General features: G+C 60.7%; 14 protein-coding genes. 9 read left to right on the top strand and 5 right to left on the bottom strand.

Translation table 11 applies throughout. The annotated features are described in order from the left end of the window. Positions 1-76: 76 nt before the first annotated feature. The 3 genes from serA to LAO20_12270 form a co-directional block, all read right to left on the bottom strand. Entirely contained in the window at positions 77-1,657 is a 1,581-nt protein-coding gene (gene serA / locus LAO20_12280) for a phosphoglycerate dehydrogenase (GenBank protein MBZ5532201.1), read from the bottom strand. Positions 1,658-1,774: 117 nt separating this feature from the next. Next, the gene (locus tag LAO20_12275) at positions 1,775-2,956 is read right to left on the bottom strand and encodes an alanine--glyoxylate aminotransferase family protein (GenBank protein MBZ5532200.1); all 1,182 of its coding nucleotides are present in this window, start codon (positions 2,954-2,956) and stop codon (positions 1,775-1,777) included. A gap of 47 nt (positions 2,957-3,003) precedes the next feature. Next, positions 3,004-4,218, bottom strand: a complete 1,215-nt coding sequence (locus tag LAO20_12270) for a hypothetical protein (GenBank protein MBZ5532199.1) — start codon at positions 4,216-4,218, stop codon at positions 3,004-3,006. Positions 4,219-4,431: 213 nt separating this feature from the next. On the opposite strand from LAO20_12270, the gene LAO20_12265 reads away from it, so the two are divergent. From LAO20_12265 to LAO20_12230, 8 genes are all read left to right on the top strand, one after another. Continuing rightward, positions 4,432-4,887, top strand: coding sequence for a GatB/YqeY domain-containing protein (locus LAO20_12265; protein MBZ5532198.1), 456 nt, complete (start codon positions 4,432-4,434; stop codon positions 4,885-4,887). A 263-nt stretch (positions 4,888-5,150) separates the two neighbouring features. After that, positions 5,151-5,699, top strand: coding sequence for a hypothetical protein (locus LAO20_12260; protein ID MBZ5532197.1), 549 nt, complete (start codon positions 5,151-5,153; stop codon positions 5,697-5,699). Between the two features lie 230 nt (positions 5,700-5,929). Then, on the top strand, positions 5,930-6,586 hold the full coding sequence (locus LAO20_12255) for a hypothetical protein (protein ID MBZ5532196.1): 657 nt from the start codon (positions 5,930-5,932) through the stop codon (positions 6,584-6,586). A gap of 221 nt (positions 6,587-6,807) precedes the next feature. Further along, entirely contained in the window at positions 6,808-9,867 is a 3,060-nt protein-coding gene (locus LAO20_12250; GenBank protein ID MBZ5532195.1) for a DUF2339 domain-containing protein, read from the top strand. Beyond that, positions 9,864-12,041 carry a M48 family metalloprotease gene (locus LAO20_12245; GenBank protein ID MBZ5532194.1) on the top strand — a complete coding sequence of 726 codons (2,178 nt, stop codon included), beginning with the start codon at positions 9,864-9,866 and terminating at the stop codon, positions 12,039-12,041. The genes LAO20_12250 and LAO20_12245 overlap by 4 nt, the downstream gene beginning before the upstream one ends. Positions 12,042-12,088: 47 nt before the next feature. Next, on the top strand, positions 12,089-13,021 hold the full coding sequence (locus tag LAO20_12240; protein ID MBZ5532193.1) for an ABC transporter ATP-binding protein: 933 nt from the start codon (positions 12,089-12,091) through the stop codon (positions 13,019-13,021). A gap of 38 nt (positions 13,022-13,059) precedes the next feature. After that, positions 13,060-13,815, top strand: a complete 756-nt coding sequence (locus LAO20_12235; protein ID MBZ5532192.1) for a metallophosphatase family protein — start codon at positions 13,060-13,062, stop codon at positions 13,813-13,815. 4 nt (positions 13,816-13,819) lie between these two features. Continuing rightward, positions 13,820-14,269, top strand: a complete 450-nt coding sequence (locus LAO20_12230; protein ID MBZ5532191.1) for a ribonuclease HI family protein — start codon at positions 13,820-13,822, stop codon at positions 14,267-14,269. Between the two features lie 51 nt (positions 14,270-14,320). Here the strand turns inward: LAO20_12230 and LAO20_12225 are convergent, their stop codons facing one another. Together LAO20_12225 and rsmD are read right to left on the bottom strand one after the other, a co-directional pair. Beyond that, positions 14,321-14,614 carry an HU family DNA-binding protein gene (locus tag LAO20_12225; protein MBZ5532190.1) on the bottom strand — a complete coding sequence of 98 codons (294 nt, stop codon included), beginning with the start codon at positions 14,612-14,614 and terminating at the stop codon, positions 14,321-14,323. A gap of 182 nt (positions 14,615-14,796) precedes the next feature. Then, positions 14,797-15,369: a 16S rRNA (guanine(966)-N(2))-methyltransferase RsmD gene (rsmD, locus tag LAO20_12220; protein MBZ5532189.1), complete on the bottom strand. Its 573-nt coding sequence runs from the start codon at positions 15,367-15,369 to the stop codon at positions 14,797-14,799. A gap of 65 nt (positions 15,370-15,434) precedes the next feature. Here rsmD and LAO20_12215 point away from each other — a divergent pair, with 65 nt between their 5' ends. Next, on the top strand, positions 15,435-16,553 hold the full coding sequence (locus LAO20_12215) for a CBS domain-containing protein (protein ID MBZ5532188.1): 1,119 nt from the start codon (positions 15,435-15,437) through the stop codon (positions 16,551-16,553). Positions 16,554-16,566: the final 13 nt, after the last annotated feature.

Here is a 16,566-nt window from a genome sequence, read left to right as displayed (position 1 = left end):
GTGACAGGCTGGTCGCGGAACTACCATTCCAAGGCTAATTGCTAGTTGCCATTTGCTAGCTGCTAGTTGCTTCTTCTCACAACTCCATTCCGTACACGTCCTTGATGTCGGTCACGGAGCGGATCTCTTCCAGCACGGCTTCCGGCGCGGGCGTGTCCACCTGGACCACGGCCAGGGCCTCTTCGCCTGCCCGGCCCAAAGCAAAGTTGCCGATGTTCACTTTGTGCTTGCCCAGAATCGTACCGATCTTGCCCACCACGCCGGGCACGTCGCGATTGCGGCTGTAGATCAGGTTGCCTTCCAGCGGAATCTCAATGTGGAAGTTGTCCACGCCCAGCAGGCGCAGCGATTCGCCGTGCATCACCGCTCCGCGCACCTCCACTTCGTCGGTGGTGGTCTTGAGCGTCACCGCCAGCATGTCCCGGCCGCCGCTGGAAGCTTTGTCTTTGCTGGTTTCGCGGACGTGAATGCCGCGCTCCTGCGCGATGGCCGCTGCGTTGACCACGTTGGCGTGCTCGGCCACGCGCTGGTTCAGGATTCCCTGGATGGCCGCGTTGCGAATCAGCTCCGTCTTCCATTCCGCCAGGCGTCCGCTGTAACGCAGGGAAATCTCCTGGATGGAGCCGGCGCCGGCAACCACGTTGGCCAGAAACGCGCCCAGCTTTTCCGCCAGCACAATGTACGGCTTCATCTGCGTGTACTGCGCGTAATCAATGGACGGCATGTTCACCGCATTCTGGATCACGCCGCGCTTCAGGTATTCCCGCACCTGGCTGGCGATCTGCACGCCCACGGCGTCCTGCGCTTCATTGGTGGAGCCGGCGATGTGCGGCGTGGCAATCACGTTCTCCAGCGCCAGCAGCGGGGAATTCTTGGGCGGCTCTTCCGCAAAAACGTCCAGCGCCAGCCCGCCGATCTGCTTGGCCGCGAGGGCCGCGGCCAGCGCGGGTTCATTCAGCAGCTCGCCGCGCGCGCAGTTCACAATGCGCACGCCTTTCTTCATCTTCTTGATGGCCGCCTCGTTGATCATGCCCGCGGTCTGCGGCGTCAGGCCCACGTGCAGGCTGAGGTAGTCGGCCGCGGCGTAGACCTCGTCCAGCGTGGCCAGTTGTATGTCCAGCTCGCGCGCCACGGACGCGGTCACGAACGGATCATGCGCGATCAGTTTCATCTCAAACGCCTTGGCGCGCCTGGCCACTTCCATGCCGACTCGCCCCAGCCCGATGATCCCCAGCGTCTTGCCGCGCAGTTCGGTCCCTTGCAGTGATTTCTTTTCCCATTTCCCGGCCCGCGTGGTGGCATCCGCGCGGGGAATGTGGCGAGCCAGCGCCAGCATCAGGCCCAGGGTGTGTTCGGCCACGGCCACGGCGTTGGCGCCCGGCGTGTTCATCACCGCGATGCCGGCTTTGGTGGCGGCGTCTAGATCAATGTTGTCCACGCCCACTCCCGCGCGGCCAATCACCCGCAGGTTCCCCGCGCTCTTGAGGACTTCGGCATTCACGTCCACCGCCGACCGCACGATCAGCGCGTCGGCGTCGGGAAGCACGCTGGCTAGGCCTCCGGTGATCTGGTCCGCGGTGATCACCGTCCATCCGGGCTCGTCTTTCAGGAGCTGGATGGCGTTGGCGGCGATTTTTTCAGCGACGATGATTTTCATTGGCTGTCGCTTCGCTCCAAACCGCCGCGGAGTATCGTTCTTGCGATCATTTCGTTGCTCCTGACACAGCGCCGCTCAGCGCGCAAGTCGGCTTCGCGGCGGATCGTAAATCCGTCTTCAATGCGCCACGGCCATCGCTTGCGCTGACCGCGCGTATGCTTCCTGCGCCGCGCGCAATCCCGAGCCCAGTTCAATCTTTACTCCCAGCCCGGCCAGCACATGTTCCAGGGCGCCGATGGCGGCAATGGTGTCCGCGTAGTCGTAATAACCCAAATGCGCGATGCGGAACAGCTGGCCTTTCATCTCGCCCTGCCCGTTGGCGATGACCGAGCCAAAGTCGTTGCGGAAGTCCTTCACAATGTTGCCGGAATCAATGCCCGCCGGCGACGCAATCGCCGTCAGGGCCGCGCCCGGTGAGCCGGCCGAAAACAGTTTCAAGCCCATGGCTTTGGCCGCTGCCCTGGTCATGGCCGCGGCGGTTTCGGCGTTGTTGATGAGCAGTTCGCGTCCCGCCGCCAGGTCACCGCCACCTTGATCACGTAAATAGTCGAAGGCCGAAGAAAGCGCTGCCACCAGCGCCGTAGCCGGAGTATAAGAGGATTCGCCCTTGGCGCCGTTCTTGCGTTCCTTGCGCAGATCAAAGTAATAACGCGGGTTCTTGGAGGTTTCCATGCGCTGCCACGCGCGCTCGCTCACCGCGCAGTAAGCCAGTCCGGGAGGAATCATCACCGCCTTCTGCGATCCGCCTATGATCACGTCCACGCCCCAGCCATCCACGTCAAAGTGTGTGGTCCCTAGCCCGGTGATGGCGTCCACCACCAGCAGCGTGTTGGAGCCTTTCAGCGCCCGAGCCACGCCTTCCACATCATGCCGCGCTCCGGTGGAGCTCTCGGTGGCCTGCATGAACAGCGCCTTGTGCTCCGGCTTCAACTTGTCGCGCACCTGTTGCGCGGTTACCGTTTCGCCGTAGGGCGCGCGGATTGTTTCCACGTCCAGGCCGTAAGCTTTGGCCAGACCTTCCCAGCGTTCGCCGAATTTGCCGGCCGAGACCACCAGGACTTTTTCTCCCGGCGAAGTCAGGTTGGAGACCGATGCCTCCATCACCCCGGTGCCGGAACACGTCATCAGCACCACGTCATTCCTGGTGCCGACGAAGACCTTCAAGTCGGCCAGCACCTTGCTATACAAAGCGCGGAATTCCGCGGTGCGGTGGTGCATGGTGGCGCCGGCCATGGCCAGTTGGGCGGAGGGAAGAAGCTGTGTGGGACCGGGCGTCAGCAAGCGGCCTTTGCGAATCATCATGGGGCGTTTCTCCTAACGGCTCAGCCCGTTCGGCTGAGAACTTTTTAATCCGATGCCAGTTCAATCCGGGTGAAATCTACAGGACGGGCAGAGTAGGTTTGGGCGCCGTGCCTCAACAGCACCAGGCTTGCGGACGGGTCTTCAGCGTTTTGGACAACCAGCAAGGCATCGCCATCAGATTTGAACTGCGGAGCAACACTCCATTGTATCGTCGCCAGACTGCTCTTGGGAATCCGCGCGACAAAATCCGCGCGCGGAAACACCACGTCATAGGCCACCGTGCCGCGTGTCAGCAGGCATACCCGCTTCTGGCCCTGGGAGTTCACCAGCAGATATGCCGACTCGCTCTCACCGCCCTGGCCGCTAAAGTCCGCGGTCACATGGCCGGAGAGAGCAAGGTTGTGGCTGTAGAGAAAACGCGCTGCCGCGCCGGGAAAATCGTCGCGCTCGGCCACGTGCCAGCCTGTCAGTTGCGACATGCGGACAGCATCCACCGCGGCCACGCCTGAAGTTTGCGCGGGCGTCTTGGGAGTCAATGTCTCCGCCAGCCGTTGATAGGGCTGGGTAAAGAGCAACGTCAACAAACAGACCAGGGCGACGGCCAGTGCCACGCGGATCGTCCAACTGCTCCCCGCCGGGGGCAGTGGAGCAATTTTGATGCCGCTGGCGCCCGGCATGTCCTGCGCGCGCTTGGCCAGCGCGGCGAGCGATTCCAGGTGATCGGCAACATGGTTGGCGGTATACGACGGGATGATCAGCTCGCTCAGCTCCATAACATGGTCGTTGACGGAAAACCCGGTTTGCGACGAGCAACAGAGCTGCTCCAGGCGCGCCCGCGCGTCCTTGGTGCCCAGCCACATGCCAACATCAACGGGCTGGTCAGAGCGGGCGTTGAACTTGCTGTCCAGCGCTGCGCTGCCGGTGCGCATGAGCACACGGCCTTCGCCCACGAACGTTGCGCTCTTCGGCGTGATGCTCACGTTGAACGTGGCCGGAACGTTCATGCGGATGTCCAGGCCCGGCGTGTCCACGCTGTGGGAAAAGCGGACGAAGGTTGGCAGCCCGCCGTAGTATCCGGCCACCACCACGTCATTGCCGTCGCGTACGGGCTGGCCTCTGAGCAGCTCGCCCACCCGCAGAACGTCCGATTCAATGGCCTTGTAGCCGCGAAAAACCGCGAAGCGCCGCACCCAATACACAATGATCCCCAGAATCCCCACAATAATGGCGATGTTCAGGACCACGGCCAGCGGTGACATTGGGTTCGCTCTTGTTCTCCCGGAGGAAGCTTTGCTGCCATGGAAGAAATCTTCACGGCACGGTGACGTATCAGGATACCAGCCAGCCGGGTAGGAAAGGGCTAGCTGAGGCCGTGTGGCACAGTCGCCCTCGGCTGTGCTGTTAAGAGTTGGAAAGAAGTCGAGCCCCGTGGGGGCGGTCGCCTTCTATAATCTTCCTACGAGGCTTACGCGATGGGAATCAGCGAACAAGTACACAACGACATGATCGCCGCCATGCGCAGCAAGGAAGAGCTGCGCCTTTCCACTTTGCGCATGGTCAAAGCGGCCATCAAGAACAAGGAAATTGACAAGCGCGCGCCACTCGACGAAAAAGAGGCCCAGCAGGTGCTGGCCACGCTGATCAAGCAGCGCAAAGATTCCATCGAACAGTTCACCAAGGGTGGCCGTCAGGAACTGGCCGACAAAGAAGCCGCGGAGATCAAAGTGATTGAAGCCTACCTGCCCAAGGCCCTGGGGGAAGAGGAAGTCACCGCCGCGGTGAAGGCCGCCATCGCCGAGATGGGCTCGCCGACGATGAAGGACATGGGCACAGTGATGAAGAACTCCATGGCCAAACTCCAGGCCAGCGGCGCTCGCGTGGACGGCAAGATGGTGAGCGACATCGTCAAAAAGCAACTGGGTGGATGACAAATCTCTTGAGCAACGAATCATCAACCAAACTTCGCATCCTTCAACCCTCTAAGGTCTAACCACTAAGCTAACGCTTAGCACTCTCCCTGCCTTGCTGCCAAAGTGCGCTTCGCTTGCAAAAGCCCTTGATTTCCGGAAACTATCCTGCCAATACTACGTTCAAATATACAGACACACCCCAAAGCTGTAGCGACCAACGGGCAGGTGACGCGTACGACTCCCGGCGGAAGCAGTGTTGGTGGGACAAGGGGAAGTAACCCATGATTCCTGAATCGAATGTATTGCAACAGTTTTTCACGGAGATGGTAGAGCGGCATTACGAGGAAGTCGGCCTGCGTCACAGTGAAGTGCACGCCTACGTCGCCAACGTGCTGACGGAATTCTGCGAAACGGAAAACCTCTACAAGATCAGAACTGCGGACGGCCGCCCGCTCAGCGACGTCGGCGAGATGCTGCTGGAGTCCGACCCTGTCTACGGGCCGGCTTCGTCCTTTGATCGCGAGCGCCAGGTGCGCAAGCACATTGGCGACTACTCCTTGTTCTTCTCCGGGATGCTTCCCGAGAGCCTCAACGCTCGCCGCCTGCGCCGGGCCCGCATGGATAGCCTGGTGGACTTTGTGCGCGCCGGCAAGGAAAGTTATTTCATCGTGTCGAAATTTGAGCACTTTGAATACGCCAAGGTCGCGCCGCTGTTCCGCGAGATGTCAGAGGAGTTTGAAAGTCTGGTCTACGGCCTGAACCAGGTGAAGAATGAGCTGCAGGAGTTGCAGCATCCCATCGCGCGCCAAGCGCGGGAATTCTTGATGTAACTCGTCCAAGAAGAGGGCGGACAACACAAACATAGAGACTATCGGAAGCTACCAAACCTTGAAACACGGAGGAACGGAGTAACCGGAGGGAGGATTGTGAGGGGCTTGCTGAAATTCCCCCTGACCTTCTCCTCTGTTCCCTCCCTTCCTCCGCGTTTCAAAGATGTTTCTTCACGCCTGCCGTATTAAAATCTTTGGGCGAACTCCAAACCTGAAGCTGAGTGCCGATTATGCCGAGCCGTCCATTGAATTTTGTTACGTTGACTGGAATCCCCGTGGCCATCACTGATTTGAAGTGGCCTTTTCATGCGTCCACGTCAGGCTCGGACTGGCTGGTGCTGCACGGCCGGGTGAACTTGCTGGGCGGCGCCGAAGAAGGCCTGCACGCCGACGTTGCCGTGGGCATGACCCAAACCATGAAAGATGCTCTGGGCTCACTGGCGGAAGAGCACGCTGAAGGCCTGGTGGTGAACGCCATCCGCAAGATCCTGGACAACGGACAAATCGCGCTGGTCAAATCCGGCAAGCTGCAGCCGGTGCACGTGACCAGCAGGTTCTATAGCTTCGTCGCCAAGAAAATCCAGTTTCCCCGGCAGTCCGATGACGCCGTGCGCGAGCTGATCAAGCGCCGCGTCTTCTGGCTGAGCGGCAAGCTGGGGCAGCGCGCGCCGGTGGAGATCGCCCATCCTTACGATTGCCAGTACGTCAATTACTCCTCGGAACAGATGCTGGAACTGGCCAAACAGCTCTCCGGCCAGGGACTCATCAAGCTGGAAGGCGACCGGGCGTCGGCGTCCGATTGGCTGATGCAGGAAGAGCCCGCGATGCTGGCCGCCATGCAGAAAGCTGTGGAAGCGGGCAAAGCGGCAACCAAGGTCACGGCGTAAAGCCAAGCCTTCACTGGACAACAAGCCAGGTCATGGTTGGCAACTATCGAACCGCACAAGCGCCCATATCTTTCGGCGCTAGTTGGTAGTTGTTATTCCTCACGTGTTCCCATAGTACAATTCGGCCCGGCCAAAGCCTCATGGCTCAAAAGCGAAAGTCGGGGGTGGGACCTCTAGTCGCATACTTTGCGGCGATCATACTCACCCTTGCGCTTCTTGGGGTGTTCGACGCATCTGCCTCCATCGTCTTTGTGACCGTCGTCCTCGCCATCTTGCTGCTGATCATTTGGCGGAGCGGTGTCGGCAAATACAAGAGACTCGGTGGCGAAGTAGACGAGCTCTCGGCCGAACTTGCGGCCACGCGCCAGGCCCTGCTCAAGAACATTGACGAGCTTGCTGCTGAGGTCAAGGAGCTCCGTGCAAAAGCTATCCCGGCGCAAGTGGGAACAACTGCTCAACCTGCGCCTGTTAGTCGTCTTGAAGCGGGTGTGGTGTCTCCTGCGATGACGGCGCCCCTCTCCGCCCCCAGCGTGCCCAAGGGTGTTGCTACTCCTGAAGAATTCGTGTCCGCGCCGCCGCCTCCGCAGGCCGAGCGTCCCGTCGAAGCCAACTTCGCTATTGGACAGACTCGCGAACCCTCGCCGACTATTTTCGAGCGCCTGCGCTCGTTGCTGAATTTTGAAGAAATGCTGGGGAGCAACTGGTTCGCAAAATTAGGGGCAGGCATCCTGGTTCTGGGAATTGCGTTTTTCCTCGCCTGGCAGTTGCGTGAAGTCGGGCCCATGGGCAAAGTCACCGTGGGCTGGCTCGTCGGCGCAGTCATGCTGGGGGCAGGCATCTTCGTCGAACGCAAAGAGCGCTACCGCATGGTGGCTCGCGCCGGCGTGGGTGCGGGCTGGGCCATGTGGTTCTTTACCTCCTATGCCATGAACCACGTTGCGGCGGCGCACGTCCTCGACTCCACGCTTGCGGACCTGGCACTGATGTTCCTGGTGGCCGCAGGCATGGTGCTGCACACTTTGCACTATCGCTCCCAGGTGCTTACCGGGCTGGCGTTTCTCTGCGCGTATTTGGCCATCGCCTTCAATCGCGCCGATGTCGGCAGCCTCACCGCGGCCGTGGTCCTGGCCGTGGGTGTTGTCTGGGTTGTCCTGCGCATGGAGTGGTTTGTCCTGGAGATCTGCGCGATCATCGCTACTTTCCTCAACCACTTTCTCTGGCTGCGCCCCATCATCGCGCCCATGGGGAAACACCACCACCATTTTCCTGAGTTCTATTCCAGCGCGGCGATCCTGGCCAGTTACTGGGCTGTGTTCCGCTTCTCTTATCTCTGGCGGCGAGGCGGTGACCAGGAGAGAATTTCCACCCTGGCCGCCCTTGTAAACACCGGCCTGCTGCTTGCTGTTTTGAAATACCAGTCAGTGGATCCCAAGATGGCTTTTTGGGGGCTCCTGGTGCTGGGCTCGGTTGAACTGGGCTTGGGACAACTTTCGCGGGCGCGCGCTCGCACTCTGCCGCACATTGTTCTCACGGTGATTGGCGCTTGCATGCTGGTGGCCGCCATTCCCTTCCACTTTGGGCCGGCCGATTTGCACGCGCAGGAATACATCGCTTTGGCGTGGCTCGCGGAAGCGGAGGCGTTTTTCCTGGTGGGCGTGCTCACGCGCGAACAGGTATTCCGCCGTGTTGGTTTGGGCGCCTTTGTGCCGCTGATGGTGCAGTTGATCGGCGTTGAAACGGCCAGCATTTATGGCCGCCGCATGGATGGCGCAGACTTCAAAGGCGAATTCTTTCCCGCGTTGATATGCATCCTGGCCGCCCTGGTCCTTTATTGGAATGTCCACCGGGCGCCCCGCCGCTGGGCCGAGCAATTCACGCCCGTGGTCGAACAGCTCGCCACGCGCGATCTTTCGTATGCCGCTGGGGCCGTCGCCTTGGCCGCGGCCTGGATGGCCTTTCCCTGGTTCGGCACGGCAGTAGCCTGGATGGCGCTCTCTTGCACGCTGGCCTGGCTTGCCAGTCGCTTTGAGTTCCAGCCGATGCGCGTGCAATCCATCGCGATGGCGGCGTTCGTGTTCATTCGCGTGTTGGTCGTCAACCTGCCTGACACCACCGCATACCATTTTGCCGGACGCACCTGGTCCGCGCGCCTGCTCACCACGGCCCTGGCCGTGGCACTTTGCTATGTGGCATCGCATTGGCACCGCAGCACAGACACGGCTTGGCTGCGCTGGCTGGAGCCCGGCTTTACCTGGGTGGCATCCACCATACTCACTCTGCTCATGTGGTATGAGCTGAAGACCGCCAGCGTGGCCCTGGGCTGGGCCGTGTTCGCTCTGCTGATCCTGGAAGCCGGTTTCTGGCGGCAAAGCGCCAACCTGCGCCTGCAGGCCTACGTGGCCGGCATCTCTGTCTTTTTGCGCTTGCTCTTCGTCAATCTCAACGCTGTTTCCCCCGTTGCCGGCGCCCGCTGGAGCCCGCGGCTGTACACCGTGGTCCCCCTTGTTCTGTTTTTCTATTACGTGTACCGCCGCCTGGACGAAAGCGCGGCCGCGCTTCATGATTTGGACAGAAAGTTCAAAGCCGCCCAGACATTTGCCTGGCTGGGGACTTTGAGCGTTATTCTGCTGCTGCGCTTTGAAGTCGCTCTGGATTGGATTGCCACCGCCTGGGCCGCCGCGGTGTTGGTCCTCATGGCCCTGGCTTGGAAAACAAATAGACCCGTATTCCTGCACCAGGCGCTGTTTCTGAGCCTGGGAGTGCTCTTCCGTGGTGTCATGCACAACCTCTACGAGCGCAGCTATTTCACTCCGCCTTCAAAGCTGCTTTCCGGCCTGAACGTGATCTCCGCCGCGGGATTTCTGTTTGCCGCGCTGGTCTTCGCCTTCAAGTTGCGCCAGACGTCGTTACAGGAAGGCAAGTCGCGTATGCGACGAGCGCTTCAACTGCTGGCTGCGCGGCCCGAGCAATTGCTGTTCTTTGTCCCGCTCGGGCTGATCACTGCTTATCTCGCGGTTGAACTGCGCAGCGGCCTGGTGACCATGGCCTGGGCCCTGGAAGCCGTGGTGGTCTTCCTGTTCGCGTTGTGGATTGGCGAACGCAGTTACCGCTTGTCGGCGGTTGGGCTTCTCATGCTGTGTGTAGGAAAGATCATTGTGGTTGACATCTGGCGGCTGGGCATCCGCGACCGCGCCATCACTTTCATTGTGCTGGGGGCCATGCTGTTGGGAGTTTCCATTCTCTACAGCAGGAACCGGGAGAAAGTGAGGCAATTCCTATGATGCCCGGAACAATGATGCGATGGATCGGTCTCATTGCCTCCCTCGCGCTGCTGGTCGGCGGGATGGTCCTCACTCAGACGCGCCCGGTGGAAGCTCCCGTCGCGCCTACTGCGTTGCTTTACCTGGTGGCCGATACCGAGCGCGAGCTTACCCGGCTTCCCATGCATTACACGCGCATACCGGATGCGGAAGAGATCAAAATCGGCGACGGCATCGCCAAGTTCATAGATGAGTCCCATCCCGACGAAGAAAACAGGTTGATTGAAAGATACATCCAGTCGGTGGGGAACCGCGTAGCGGCCCATGCTTTCCGCAAACTGCCCTACAAGTTTCACTACATTCCTGATCGCGGGTTTATCAATGCCTTTGCCCTTCCCGGCGGCCATGTGTACATGGGCGCGGGCTTGCTGGATCTGATGGAAAATGAAGACGAGCTGGCCGGCGTGCTGGGCCACGAAATCGAACACATTGACCGTTATCACTGTGCCGAGCGTCTGCAATGGGAACGGGCCATGAGGAAAATTCCTTTGCTGCAGCTTGCCTCCTTGCCCGTCGAAATCTTTGAAGCCGGCTATACCAAGGACCAGGAGTTGGAAGCGGACCGCGAAGGGGTGAATCTGGCGGTGCTTGCGGGCTATTCTCCGGAGGGTGCGATTCAGGTGTTTGCTGAATTCCAGAAACTGGAGGAAGAAATGCACCGCGGCGCCGGGAAGAAAACCACGCCGGAGGGTGAAATCTCCAGCGCCACCATCCAGATTCTGACGGGATATTTCCGCTCGCATCCGCCCTCGGCTGACCGGATCGCCAAGATCCGCGACCTGATTGCCGAAAAGAAGTGGACAACCGGCGAAACCAAGCCGCTCGAGGTTCGCTACATCTTCTTGGGCCACCAGGCAAACGCGCATGTGGTCGCGCAGAAATATGACCAGGCGGTCGCAGCCGCCACATCAGCCCTGAAGCTGCATGCCGGTTATCCGCCGGCCCTCGCGGCGCTGGCCAAGGCCCGGTGCGCGCAGCATGATTTCACCGCCGCCTCGGCTGCATACAGGGAATTGCTTCCCGCCGATCCCGCGGCTGCCGACTCGGTCCGCGCCTTCGCTGGCGACCTGGGCGCCAAGGCCATGGTTGCCAAAAAATTTACCCAGGCGGAACAGTTCGCAGCGTTCTCGCTGGAACTGCAGCCCAACAATCCCAATGCGCTGAAATCACTGGCGCAGGTAAAGCTGGAGCTCGCCCAGATGGACGCTGCGTTGGAGGCCGGGCGCAAACTCTTGAAGCTCTATCCGCAGACGGAAGTTGATCTTAACGATTACGCCAACACCGTCAGCGACCAGGCCTTCCAGGCGCACGACTACGAGCGCGCTGTCCGTTTCGCGTCGTTTGCGCTGCAGTTGGAGCCGAATCCTCAGCCGGGGATACGCGCACGGCTGGCGAGAAGTGAATTTGCGCTCGGCCATTTTTCCGCCGCGGCGGGATCCCACCGGATGCTGATTGAATACGAAATCCGCGAAAAAACCACGGTGGACCCGGTCAACGTTCGTAACTACGCGGAGGCGCTGGGATCGCTTCCCGGCCATGCTGAGGCCGCGCAGGAATTCCAGCGCCTGCTTAAGCTGCTGAACGTGGATAAAGCAACCGACAGTCTCACAGTACAAGCCAGGATCGAAGCCGCCGGACTGCTGGTCATGGCCGGCGACGAATCGCAAGCTCGTGAGCTGGCTGACCGCCCCTTTACCGCCAGCGCACAATCGTTTGCTCCGGAATTCCTGGCGCGCCTGGGTTGGTGGTATTACCGCGCGGGCAAGTTTGACGCTGCGGACGCATTGCTCCACCGCTTCCTCACTCTTCGCCCTGGTGATCCCGGCCTGCAGAGCGTACTGGGATGGGTAGACCTGGAAAAGAATGCGCCTGCCGACGCCCTGCGCCTGTTCAAAAATATTTCTGACGATAGCTCGCCTGCGAATGTTGCCATCGCCGGGCGGGCCATTGCCAATTGGCGGCTGCACCAGAATGATTTCGCCATGTCGCAGTTGGATGAACTGAGCGCGCTCGGCCCGCAATGGACCAATCCCGCTTGGGTCCGCGCTCTCTATGGGCCGGTCGCAGCGCAGAGCCTGCTGGAGATGCATGCGGAAAAAGAACGGCGGCTTGCCGCTGCACGGGCCAGGCGTTAACGGCGTCTATGGCGTCCTTCCGCTAAAATGCATGCTTGCGTTCTGCCATGCCCTGGTTGCTCCAAGTCGCCCATCTCAACGTGACCTTCGCCACCCAAACCGGCGACGTGGCCGCGGTGCGCGACGTTAGCTTCAGCATTCCTGAGTCGGGTACGCTGGGGCTGGTTGGCGAATCGGGATCCGGCAAATCCGCTACGTCGCTGGCCATCATGCGCTTGTTGCCCCCACAGGCCCGCGTCAGCGGAGAGATATCATTCGCCGGCGAGGACCTTTTGACCCTGCCGGAAGACGCCATGCGTCGCGTCCGCGGGGCGCGTATCAGCATGATCTTTCAGGAACCCATGACGGCGCTGAACCCGGTCATGCGCGTGGGCGATCAGGTGGCGGAAGCCGTGCTGGCCCACGCCGGCGACAGCAGCTCTAAGACTCGCGTCAGCCAGCCAGAAGCCCGCGTCAGCAAGTCGGAAGCATGGCCCCGCGCCGTGGAAGCCTTGCGCGAAGTGGCCATCCCCGAGGCCGATCGTCGCGCGCGGGATTATCCTCACCAGCTATCCGGCGGGCAGCGCCAGCGGGTGATGATCGCCATGGCCCTGGTGAACAATCCGCAACTGCTGATTGCCGATGAACCCACCACCGCGCTCGACGTCACCATCCAGGCGCAAATCCTCGAGCTGCTCAGCGCCCTGCGCGAAAAGCACCGCCTGGCGGTGTTGTTCATCTCCCACGACCTTGGAGTAATCTCCCGCGTCGCCGACCGTGTGGCAGTCATGTACGGAGGAGAAATCGTGGAAATGGGCCCGGTGGCCAGGATTTTCTCGGCTGCCACGCATCCCTACACGCGCGGCTTGATCGCTGCGATCCCAACTCTCAAGACCGACCGCACACGTCCCCTGGAGACCGTGGAGCAGAGCGCCCGGCCAGCCGGGCTAGTCCCGTTGCGGGAAATTGAACCCGGACACTGGGCGCGCGTAGCGCCATAATCGCGGCCTGTGATTTACACTGGCAAGATAAAACAGCCGTGCGAATTCTTATTATCTCTGACATTCACGCCAACCTTGAGGCCCTGGAAGCCTGCCTGGACGCCGCGCCGGCGCACGACCGCGTCTTCAATCTGGGCGATATTGTTGGCTACGGCGCCAATCCCAATGAGGTGACTGAGCGCGCGCGCGCGCTGGGCGAGGTTTTTGTGCGCGGCAACCATGACAAAGCCTGTTCCGGCGTGAGTAGCCTGGATGATTTCAATCCCATTGCCGGGCTGGCGGCGCTGTGGACGCGCGAACGGCTGAAACCGGAACATCTGGAATTTCTGCGGGCCATGCCGCAAGGCCCGCTCGCTCCCTTGGAAGGGTTGCAATGCGTGCACGGTTCTCCCCGCGACGAAGACGAGTATGTTCTGTTTCCGCGCGATGCTTACTCCATTCTGGCCCACGCTGCTGTCCCGCTTACTTTTTTCGGCCACACACACGTGCAAGGCGGCTATTGGATTGACGACGAGCGCGATGCAGAAGCCGTGATCCAGCCGCAATATCCCACGGCCAACTCCGCTCAGACTTTTCGGCTGCAACTTTCGCCTGCGGCAAAGTACCTGATCAACCCCGGCTCCATCGGCCAGCCGCGTGACGGCGACCCGCGCGCCGCGTTTGCGCTGTATGACACTAGCGACGGCTCGGTTACCTTCCATCGCGTTCCGTATGACATTACGCAGGCACAGGAAAAAATCTTCGCCGCCGGACTCCCCGAACGGCTGGCGATTCGGCTGGAAGAAGGCCGGTGAGATCATGAAGCAGACGTCTCTGTTTTCCGGCAGCGCAACCCGAACGAACTTTGACATCGTCGCCAACATTGACGGCGGTGCGCGCGGCAATCCCGGCCCGGCGGCTTACGGCGTAGTAGTCCGCGATGCGCAGGGCAACGTGGTGGCCGAACTCAGCGACTACCTGGGCCTGCAGACCAACAACGTCGCCGAATATTCCGGCCTGATCGCCGCTTTGGACTATGCCGCTCGCGCCATGTATCAATCCATCAAGATTTACAGCGATTCCGAATTGCTGGTGCGCCAGATGCAAGGCCGCTACAAGGTCAACAGTCCAGGTTTGAAACCTCTGTTCGATAAGGCGCAACTGCTGGCCCAGAAATTCCATGTGTTTTCCATCGAACACGTCCTGCGCGAAAAGAACAAAGAAGCCGACCGGCTGGTGAACAAAGTACTGGACAGCCGGATGCGTTAAAGGCCGGCTTGGCAGCCGGCCTTCTGATCTTGCGTTGATGATGTTCCGGAGTTATTTCTTCGGAGCGATTGCGTCTTTGGCGGCTTTGGCGACGCGGAATTTCACCACGGTCTTGGCCGCAATTTTGATCGGTTCGCCGGTTTGCGGGTTGCGTCCCATGCGGGCCTTCCGGTTGGATTTCACCAAGCGGCCCAGGCCAGGAATAACGAAGATACCGTTCTTTTTGGTTTCCTTGATTGCCGTATCCGCCAGGTGTTCCAGGAATGCTGCGGCTGCCTTGTTGTTCATTTCAGCGTGCTCAGCCATGTGGCGGACGAGCTGGGTCTTGGTCATGCCAGATGCCATCTTTCCTCCTTGAAATTGGTGCTCTTCAGGCACTCATTTCGTATATTACATGACAGAGGCCTTCGCGCAAGCGTTTTCGCCGCATTTTATGCGGGTTTTTTTAAGGTGTCTGTGGAAAACAGGCATGGAATGTGGCGATTCGTCACACCCCCCGTGCGGCCCCGCAGCCGGAGCGGGTGAAATCACTGGCCTAGCCGGTAAAAACTCAGGACCGCGTCGCCCTGCTTGAGCGTGCGGTCGCGGCGCAGCCCGCCGAAGGCTTCCCCGGGATCAAAATGCTTGTCATGCTCGGCGATTACCACGCTCGTGGCTTGCAGCAGTGATGATCGCGCAAGCAGACTAAGCACTTGCTCGTAATCACCCGACTTGCGGTACGGCGGATCGAGGAAGCAGAAATCGCAGGTGACGCCGCGGGCCTCAAGCAGGCGCAGGGCGGCCAGGCAGTCGCGCTCCAGTATTTCGAAGCTCTCGCCCGGAGCTTGGCCGCCAAGCCCCAGGGACTCCAGATTTCTTGCGATGACGCGCGCGGCGCGGCTGGCCTGCTCCACAAAGTAAACACGGGCGGCGCCGCGGCTCAGCGCCTCAATGCCAATGGCCCCGCTTCCGGCAAACAGGTCCAGCCACACCGACCCTTCCACCTGCGCCGCCACCACGTTGAAGAGCGTTTCGCGCAGGCGGTCGGTGGTCGGACGGGTGGCCACGCCTTCAGGAGCGATGAGCTTTCGGCTGCGGTATTTTCCCGCGATCACGCGCATGGCACCCAACCTTGCTGTCCGGCATCTAATCTAACGTATAGAATCGCAAGTAGGACGATGCATTCATGAAATCCTGGAGCCTATTCGCGGGCAAGTTTTTCGGTGTGGAGTTCCGCATCCACATGTCTTTCCTGTTTCTGCTGGCTTTTGTTCTGTTGTATGAATCCAGCCGGAGTGGAGTCTGGGGAGTGGTCCGCGGGCTGGCGCTCGCGGCGATCGTCCTGGCGTCAGTGATGGCGCATGAACTGGGACACATCTGGATCGAATCGCGCAACGGCCGGACGATTCGCGGAACCATGCTGCTGCCCACCGGCGGCATCGCCATGGCCGACCCGCATGCCCTGGACGAGAACGCCCGTAACATCGCGCGGGAGGCCAAGATCGCCGCAGCCGGGCCGCTGGTGAGCGCGTTGATTGCAATCATCGCCGGCGGTGTTGGGCTTGCGGTAGGGCCTGTGTCGCGAATGTGGACGCTGCCGCTGGTCACCATTGACGATCTGGTCCGCAGCTTCTTCTGGATCAACGCGGCTCTGTGCGCCTTCAATCTGCTGCCCGCTTTTCCCCTCGACGCCGGCCGGGTCTTCCGCGCTTGGCGCGCGCAAAAACTCGAGCTTCGCCAGGCCACGCGGCAAGCCGTAAACCTGGGCAATCTGTTTGCCGCCGCTTTGATGATGGCTGGACTGGTGTTCTCGCAATGGCTGATGTTGGTGGGGCTGGTGATGTTCATGGCCGGACAACTGGAAGAACGCACGGTGATGTTCCAGTCGGTGGTGGAAGCCGTGCACATGGAAGACATCATGCTCACGCAGTTTTCCACCTTGTCCCCCGCGGACACGCTGGAAGACGCGCTGAACTTGGCCGTCCATTGCCTGCAGGACGATTTTCCGGTGGTTGGCGGCAGCGGCTTGGTGGGCGTGATCACCCGCCAGACCATCGTGGAGCGTCTGCGGCGCGAAGGCAACGGTTACGTGCAGGGCGCCATGAGCAAGGCCTTTGAGATTGCTTCGCGCGGCGAGTCGCTGGGCTCTGCCTTCCGCAAGCTGACCTCGCGCGGGCTGACGCTGATCCCGGTGGTGGACGAAGAACGCCTTGTGGGCATTGTCACCTTGCAAAACCTGATGCACAGCATGGGCCTGCTGGCCGAATCGCGACGGTTGCGAAGGCAGATGGAAGAACAGATGTGAAGATTGGTAATTG

The sequence above is a fragment of the Terriglobia bacterium genome (genome assembly GCA_020072815.1).
Classification (GTDB): Bacteria; Acidobacteriota; Terriglobia; order Terriglobales; family Acidobacteriaceae; genus Angelobacter.
The sequence above is the reverse complement of the archived record's forward strand: the minus strand, read 5'-3'. Positions and strand labels throughout refer to the sequence as shown.